Origin of the sequence: Mucilaginibacter sp., assembly GCF_964263795.1 — a bacterium.
Lineage (GTDB): Bacteria > Bacteroidota > Bacteroidia > Sphingobacteriales > Sphingobacteriaceae > Mucilaginibacter.
Map to the genome: position 1 here is coordinate 1 of NZ_CAXVWK010000025.1, position 7,865 is coordinate 7,865.

A 7,865-nucleotide genomic window follows, 5' to 3' on the forward strand; every position below is an offset into this window, starting at 1 on the left:
ATGGCTTACGACATGTTCCCATTAAAAACCCTGGGAGAGAAAAAAGCATTTTTAACAGAGGCTGTTGAAAAAGAATTTATTTTATATCTGGAGCATGACCCGATCAACGAATGCTGCACCCTGCAACAAACCGAAAAAGGCATTAAAGTAAAAGAGACGTTTAAATTGGGTGAACTTTAACAAGCTATCCCCTAAACTCAAGGATATCCCCCGGCTGGCAATCCAGCGCGGCACAGATTGCTTCCAGGGTTTCGATTCGGATGGCTTTGGCCTTGCCTGTTTTAAGAATAGAAAGGTTGGAAATTGTGATACCCACCCTTTCGCTTAGCTCATTAAGCGACATTTTGCGCCTTGCCATCATTACATCTAAATTGATAATTATCGGCATAGCTTAAACGGTTAACTCCAATTCCTGCTGATTATCTACCGCTCGGGTGTAAAGGTTATACAGCGCGGCCAAAATTATTAAACTCAAATACCACCCTAAGCTGTAAACAGTTTCTTTATATTTATAAGTGGATCCTGGTAGATATTTTAACAGATAATTACTGGTATACCAATTCCTCAAACAAGCTAAAATCACAACCAGCAAATACAAGCCGGATATAATTCTTACCTGCTTCAGATAGCTTGACCGAAACGGATTGTCGGCACTGATTTGCGCAATAAGCCGGATGATAAGCACAGTCATGATTATTTTAACCGCAGCGCCGGAAAGGCTGTCCTGCTCATCGTCCGCACCCAGAAAGAGATAATCAAAAGGGTTGCCGACAGGGACGGTTATCTGCGTGCGCTCCAATTTATACGGCGTACCATATTTCACGTTATTAATAACTACAATGCCGCCCTGCGTTTGCTGCTCAATGTTGATACTCCGTTTTATACCGGAATTTTTAATAACAAATAATACAAGCATTAACGCGTAAATGCTGGCAAAAAGAATCAATATGGTTTTAGTCCGATTGATATTCATATTGAGAGTTTAGATAGTTAGATCTTGTTGTTCTTTCAATTTAGCGCCTTGTTTAAAGGCTTCGGCTATTATAAAGATGAAGATAGCCAGCAGCAGGATCTCAAAGCCGAATGTTGCGCTGTTTACCACGTGAAGCTTGCTGCTTAACAGCATTTTTTGCTCAAAGTAATTAAGCCAGTCAAACACATAATCTAAAACGGGAAAAGCCAATACGAAAATGCCGGTTGTCCTGATCAGGGCTATACATTGCTCGCTGAACATTTCATTTTTGGCAAGCAGTTCAATAAACTGATTGATAGATCTTACAATTTTGATAATTACTAAGCATTCCAATGCCACCACTGCAAATTTGATCAGGTCGAACCAAAATGGTGTGCTGTTTTGGGCTGGTTTATGCACCCTTACATCGGCTGTAACATTAATGCTGCTAAGCGTATAATCGTCGCCCACCTTTAACGTTTCGGAGGGGCTATTCGTTACCAATTGGTGGTTAAGTACTACATCCGGCAATAGCTGGCCGTACGCCGAAGATGTATCACTAATATCGGTTCCGGCACTGTTCCAGCCTTCTATCGCGCCATGGTACACAGCACCTGCAATATTTTGAATAAACAGTAAGCCAAATACAATGTAAACCAGTATTTGCAGCGAGCGGATTTTTTTCATGACCGTAAATTTTCCTTGTACAAATCAAAATATTATTTGTTACAAGTCAAAATTTATTTATTGATTAACAATAAATATTAACCTTTTGCCAATCAAAGAAATTATTGTGATATTTCATGCTGAAGCCATCGCTTAGTTAGTAATATTCTATTATTTTTAGAAACAAATTTGTACGTTTGCACGTTAAATCCTAATCATAAGAACAGAGGCTAATTAAATAAATGAGACAACTCAAAATAACGCAATCCATTACCAACCGTGAGTCGCAATCTCTCGACAAATACCTTCACGAAATTGGTAAAGTGGATCTAATAACTGCCGAAGAAGAAGTAATCTTAGCTCAGAAAATTAGAGAAGGCGACCAGGCCGCATTAGAGCGCCTTACCAAAACCAACCTTCGTTTTGTGGTTTCTGTTGCTAAACAATATCAAAATCAAGGCCTTACACTGGGCGATCTGATCAACGAGGGTAATTTGGGCCTGATAAAGGCTGCAAAGCGCTTTGATGAAACCAAAGGGTTTAAATTTATATCGTACGCGGTATGGTGGATCCGCCAGAGCATTTTGCAGGCCATTGCCGAGCAAAGCCGTATAGTACGCCTGCCGCTTAACCAGGTAGGCTCGTTAAGTAAAATAAGCAAGGCTTTTTCAAAATTAGAGCAGGAATACGAACGCGAACCTTCTCCGGAAGAGTTAGCCGATATTTTAGAAACTACTGTTGATAAAATATCGGATACGTTAAGCAATTCTGGCCGCCATGTATCTATGGATGCCCCGTTTGTACAGGGTGAAGAAAATACACTACTGGATGTACTGGAAAACCAGGAACCTAATACAGACTCTATCCTAATCAACGAGTCGTTATCTGAAGAGATCAAACGTTCTTTGTCAACGTTGACAGAACGTGAGCGCGAGATCATCGTGTTGTTCTTTGGGTTGGGCAGCAACCACCCGCTTTCTTTAGAAGAGATCGGCGAGAAGTTTAATCTCACGCGAGAACGCGTTCGCCAGATAAAAGACAAGGCATTACAACGCCTGCGCCATACATCGCGCAGCAAGATCCTTAAATCTTATTTAGGATAATCGTTTTAACTGATATCGAAAAGCCTCCCCTACCAAGCGGAGGCTTTTTTTGTTACGTAGAATGGCAGCGCTACAATTTATTTAGCCTGTTTACGTATCTATTTATTAATGAACCGCCTTTTCACTCTTACTACTCAATATTATCGTACGCTTTGGCTATATAATGTATCGTTTACCTTATGTTTTTTCGTATTGAGCGGCTTTGGTATGGGGTTCAACGCTGTAAGCCTTTTTTATTGTAAAGTATTTGGTTTTTGCGGTGCGGCCCTTTTGCATTACTACTCTGCAAGCAATACATACTTTTATTACCGTAACGCCGGGATGCAGGTAAGGCGCTTGTTTTTATACGCTTTGCTAATGGATGTCCTCGCTTCGCTCCTATTGATCATACCACTAAACCTCATTCTCCATGCCGCAGCAAGTATTAAAGGTTGATAGCGTACAACTGGAGTTCGACGGGCGCAAGATTTTACAAGATGTGTCCCTTGAATGCAGGCAAGGCGAAATTGTTGGGCTTTTAGGCCGAAACGGTTGCGGCAAATCGTCTTTGCTAAGAGTGATCTTTGGGACGTTGAAGCCAAGCTACAAGTATGTAAGTATCAACAGTGATTTCATCCAAAAAGGCTATCATCATAACCAAATCGCCTATTTGCCGCAGCACAGTTACCTTCCAAAAAACATCAAAATAAGCAAGCTGGCCGGCATGCTGGTCGATCATGGCTCTTGGCCGGATTTTACGGCGCTGGATATCTACCGTGAGCACAGCCATAAAACACCCGCCCAGCTTTCTGGTGGTGAATTGAGGCAGCTGGAAATGCTGATGATTATTTACAGTCGTGCCGATTTCATCCTGCTTGACGAGCCTTTCACTCACATCTCCCCCGTTCAGGCTGATGCTTTTAAACCGGTGATAAAAGCCTGTGCACAACGCAAAGGGATAATTATAACAGATCACCAGTATCAAAACATACTGGATGTGAGCGACCGCATGATTATCATTACAAATGGCTGTACAAAACCAGTGACGGATAAGGCAGATCTGGTTACTTACGGTTATCTTAGCGGTATTTAATATTACCATCATGACGATACCTATCTATCAGGCCGATGCCTTTACCGATCAATTATTTGGCGGGAACCCGGCAGCAGTATGCCCGTTGCAGGAGTGGCTTCCCGACGCTGTGATGCAGAAGATAGCCCTGGAAAATAATCTGGCGGAGACTGCATTTTTTGTTAAAAATCAAAACGGTTATTTGCTGCGCTGGTTTACGCCCGAACTGGAGATAGACCTTTGCGGGCATGCAACGCTGGCTTCGGCACATATCTTATTTACAGAGTTGGGGTATGCTGATGATGTTATAAATTTTGAAACGTTGAAAGCCGGCGCATTGGTAGTAAAACGTGAGGGCGAAAAATATGTGATGGACTTCCCGTCGCGCCCGTCATTTGCGGCTGATCTGCCCGAAGGGTTAGTAGCAGCTTTAGGCGGATCAAAACCTAAAGAAGTGCTCCGCTCCCGCGACTATGTGCTGGTTTACGATAACGAGGACGATATCCGGAATATGGTGCCGGATCATTCGGCATTGGCTAAAATTGATACGCTTGGAGTTATTGTTACAGCACCGGGCAAGGATGTTGATTTTGTATCACGCTTTTTCGCACCGGCTGCCGGCGTTCCTGAAGATCCGGTTACCGGTTCTGCGCATTGCAACCTGATACCGTACTGGGCAGGCAAATTGGGTAAAAACACCTTGCACGCTTACCAGGTTAGCGCCCGCAAAGGCGAACTTTGGTGCGAATTAAAAGGCGACCGCGTAACCATGGCCGGCAAAGCAGTAACTTATTTAAGGGGCGAGATATACATTTAGCAATCTAAATATTTATGTGCTGGTGATGCTCTTGTTAGAACGGCGCACTGCAACAGCCGCGTGGCAGACATTTGGGTATCAACTTTTTTTTCTTATCTTAAAGGTCTGATTTTTTAGACCCGGTATAATCCCCTAATGCAGCTTACTCAGTTAGAAATCAAGGGCTTCAAAAGCTTTGGCGATAAAATCACCATCAACTTTAATGAGGGTGTTACCGCTATAGCCGGCCCTAACGGCTGCGGTAAATCTAACGTGGTCGATTCTATCCGCTGGGTATTGGGCGAGCAGAGCACCAGGGCCTTACGGTCGGAGAAGATGGATAACATCATCTTTAACGGTACCAAAACGCGTAAAGCGGCCAATTTAGCCCAGGTATCCCTTACTTTCGATAATACCAAAAACCTGCTCCCAACCGATTTTTCGCAGGTTACGATTACCCGGAGGTTGTACCGAAGTGGCGAAAGCGAATACCTGCTTAATGATGTGCAATGCCGGTTAAAGGATATTACCGATCTTTTTCTGGATACCGGTATTGGCGCTAACTCCTACGCGATTATAGAGCTAAAGATGATCGACGAGATCATTAATAATAAAGAAGGTTCGCGCCGTAACCTGTTCGAAGAAGCATCCGGTATCTCTAAATATAAACTTCGTAAAAAGCAAACATTCAGTAAGTTAAAGGACACAGAGGCCGACCTGGAGCGTGTGGAAGACCTGCTTTTCGAAATTGAAAAGAACCTGAAGACACTGGAGAACCAGGCAAAAAAAACAGAGCGTTACTATCGCCTTCGCGATCAGTATAAAGAACTGAGCATATCGCTGGCATCCTTCCGCATAGCTGGTTTCAGTAAGTCGCTCGCAGCCATTGAAGATAAAGAACAGGTGCAACGTACCGAAAAATCAGGTATCGCAACGCAGATCGACACGCTGGAGGCATCGCTGCAGCAATCTAAACTGGATAGCCTTACCCGCGAAAAAAATCTGGCGGCACAGCAAAAAGCAAGCAATGAATTCACGGCTAAGATTCGCGCTTACGAAAGTGAAAAGCGTATCAAGAATGAGCAGCTAAAGCATCAGCAGGATAAAGAAACACGTTTAAAAGACGAGCTGGAACGCGACGGAAACCAGTTTAAGCATGTTCAGTATAATATTAAACGCCTTAACGAAGAAAAACTGCAGGAAGAGGAAAACCTGCAAACCCTTACGCAGCGCGTTGCCGAACTGAAGGATGCTGTTGATGAACTGAGATGGTCACAGGCCGATGCACGCAACGAATTAAACGAACTGAACAGTGTTACCAACCGGCTGCAAAATCAGGCTTATAAGGCCGAGAAAGATATGGAGATCCTGCATATCCAGCAGCAGGCGTTGGAGCAGGAAAGCCAGCGCAACATGGAAGACGCCAGCAATAAAGAAGCCGAGCTAAGCCATTTTAACGTAGCTGTTGCCGAACTGGAGAACCGTGCCGAAACCCTTAAAGGTGAACATGAATTTGCGGTGGATGCAGAAGCAAAGTTGCAGGAGCAAATCACCACGACCGACGAAGAACTAAAAACTGTAACCAACCAAATTGCAGTCGACAGCCGTAAACTGGATGCCCGGCAAAACGAATATAATCTTACAAAAAGCCTGGTTGATAACCTGGAAGGTTTCCCGGAGTCGATACGGTTTTTAAAGAAGAATACCAACTGGGCTAAAACAGTTACCCTGTTTAGCGATATATTATTTTGCAAAGAAGATTACCGCGTTGCGATAGAAAATTACCTGGAGCCCTTAATGAACCACTATGTGGTGAACAATTATGAAGAAGCCATTGCAGCCATAAACCTGCTAAGTAACTCTGCTAAAGGCCGGGCGCAATTTTTCATTTTAGATAATTACGAATCGATACCCCAAAAGCCTATCGTTTTTGATCAGGGAACCCCGGCCCTATCTGTGGTTGAAGTTGATGACCGTTACAGGGCTTTATGTACAAATTTGTTGCAGCATGTTTACCTGGTGAATGACCAGTCGGAAACGGATATTAACGCGGCGCAATTGCCTGATGGTATTGTGTTGATAGGCAAAAGCGGTAAATTCAATAAATCCCGGCATACCATGGCGGGTGGTTCGGTAGGGTTATTTGAAGGGAAGCGGATAGGCAGGGCCAAAAACCTGGACAACCTGTTAAAGGAGATCAAGCAAGCCGAAACCCGCATTGCAGCTTTACGGAAACAAGGAGATGAATTGCAAAGCAAACTTGCAGCTTTAAAAGCATCTACCCGTGCCGATGAAATAAGGCAAAAGCAAGTAGCGCTTAATCAACTGAATACAGAATTGATCACTGTTAAAACCAAACAGGAACAATACCAGGCGTTTATCGAGAACAGCCTGAACCGAAAACAGGATATCGCCAATAAGATCACCAGCATTCAGCAGGAAATTCAAAACCTGGGCCCGCTACTGGCCGAACTTAAAACACAGCGGCAGATCCAAAGCGACCTGATGCTGGATAAACAGCAGGCCTTTAACGAACTGAATGAAATGGTAACGGTGCAATCGAACACCTGCAATCAGGAAAATATCCGGTACCATCAACAGCAAAACAAGGTTTCCGGGTTGGCTAAAGATCTGGATTACCGCGAAACACAGTTAGAGCACCTGGAAACCCGGATCCGGCAAAACACTGCCGAAATGGAAAAGGTAAAAGCTGCTATACTGGAAAACCTGCAGCAAACCGGCGATAGTGATGAAAGCCTGCTGGAAATGTATGAGCAAAAAGAATCGCTTGAAAAAGGCACGCAAGAAGCCGAGCAGGAATATTATGCATGGCGCGCAAAGATCACGGAAGGCGAAAATGAGATATCCAGGTTAAGGCAACAAAAAGACCGCGTGGAACTGGTAGAAAATGAACTAAAAGACCAGCGTAATAATTTAAAGCTGGAATTGAACGCACTTAAAGAGCGCCTTTCGGTTGAATTTAATGTAGATATTAACAATCTGCTTGACGCTGAACAAAGCGACACAGCGAACGAAGACGAGATACGCGATAAGACTGAAAAGATGAAACGCCAGCTCGATGACTTTGGCGCCATAAACCCAATGGCTGTTGAAGCTTATAATGAAATGAGCGAGCGCCATACGTTTATCAATTCGCAGAAAAAAGATCTGGCCGAAGCCAAGGCCTCGTTACTGGCAACCATACAGGAGATTGACGATACCGCCCGCGAAAAGTTTATGGCTGCATTCATAATGGTACGCGAGAACTTTATCAAGGTATTCCGCTCCTTGTTTAAT

Annotated in this window: 8 protein-coding genes and 1 pseudogene; 6 read left to right on the forward strand and 3 right to left on the reverse strand. The window is 43.8% G+C overall.

Going from position 1 to position 7,865, the window contains the following annotated elements; all coding sequences use genetic code 11:
* Positions 1 to 180, forward strand: a pseudogene (locus tag ACE5CV_RS05235) (MBL fold metallo-hydrolase); the annotation flags it as partial.
* A gap of 4 nt (positions 181 to 184) precedes the next feature.
* Here the strand turns inward: ACE5CV_RS05235 and ACE5CV_RS05240 are convergent.
* The 3 genes from ACE5CV_RS05240 to ACE5CV_RS05250 are packed head-to-tail and all read right to left on the reverse strand — an operon-like array spanning position 185 to position 1,639.
* On the reverse strand, positions 185 to 388 hold the full coding sequence (locus tag ACE5CV_RS05240; protein WP_374949113.1) for a helix-turn-helix domain-containing protein: 204 nt from the start codon (positions 386 to 388) through the stop codon (positions 185 to 187).
* 3 nt (positions 389 to 391) lie between these two features.
* Positions 392 to 973, reverse strand: coding sequence for a hypothetical protein (locus tag ACE5CV_RS05245; RefSeq protein ID WP_374949114.1), 582 nt, complete (start codon positions 971 to 973; stop codon positions 392 to 394).
* A 9-nt stretch (positions 974 to 982) separates the two neighbouring features.
* The gene (locus ACE5CV_RS05250; protein ID WP_374949115.1) at positions 983 to 1,639 is read right to left on the reverse strand and encodes a DUF2975 domain-containing protein; all 657 of its coding nucleotides are present in this window, start codon (positions 1,637 to 1,639) and stop codon (positions 983 to 985) included.
* A 221-nt stretch (positions 1,640 to 1,860) separates the two neighbouring features.
* Here ACE5CV_RS05250 and ACE5CV_RS05255 point away from each other — a divergent pair, with 221 nt between their 5' ends.
* From ACE5CV_RS05255 to smc, 5 genes are all read left to right on the forward strand, one after another.
* Positions 1,861 to 2,721, forward strand: coding sequence for an RNA polymerase sigma factor RpoD/SigA (locus ACE5CV_RS05255; protein WP_078348167.1), 861 nt, complete (start codon positions 1,861 to 1,863; stop codon positions 2,719 to 2,721).
* A gap of 108 nt (positions 2,722 to 2,829) precedes the next feature.
* Positions 2,830 to 3,156, forward strand: coding sequence for a hypothetical protein (locus ACE5CV_RS05260; protein ID WP_374949116.1), 327 nt, complete (start codon positions 2,830 to 2,832; stop codon positions 3,154 to 3,156).
* Entirely contained in the window at positions 3,131 to 3,793 is a 663-nt protein-coding gene (locus ACE5CV_RS05265; RefSeq protein WP_374949117.1) for an ATP-binding cassette domain-containing protein, read from the forward strand. Before ACE5CV_RS05260 ends, ACE5CV_RS05265 begins: the two co-directional genes overlap by 26 nt.
* A 10-nt stretch (positions 3,794 to 3,803) precedes the next feature.
* Positions 3,804 to 4,589, forward strand: coding sequence for a PhzF family phenazine biosynthesis protein (locus ACE5CV_RS05270; RefSeq protein WP_374949118.1), 786 nt, complete (start codon positions 3,804 to 3,806; stop codon positions 4,587 to 4,589).
* Positions 4,590 to 4,724: 135 nt separating this feature from the next.
* A partial coding sequence (gene smc / locus ACE5CV_RS05275; RefSeq protein WP_374949119.1) for a chromosome segregation protein SMC occupies positions 4,725 to 7,865 on the forward strand: 3,141 nt, incomplete at its 3' end.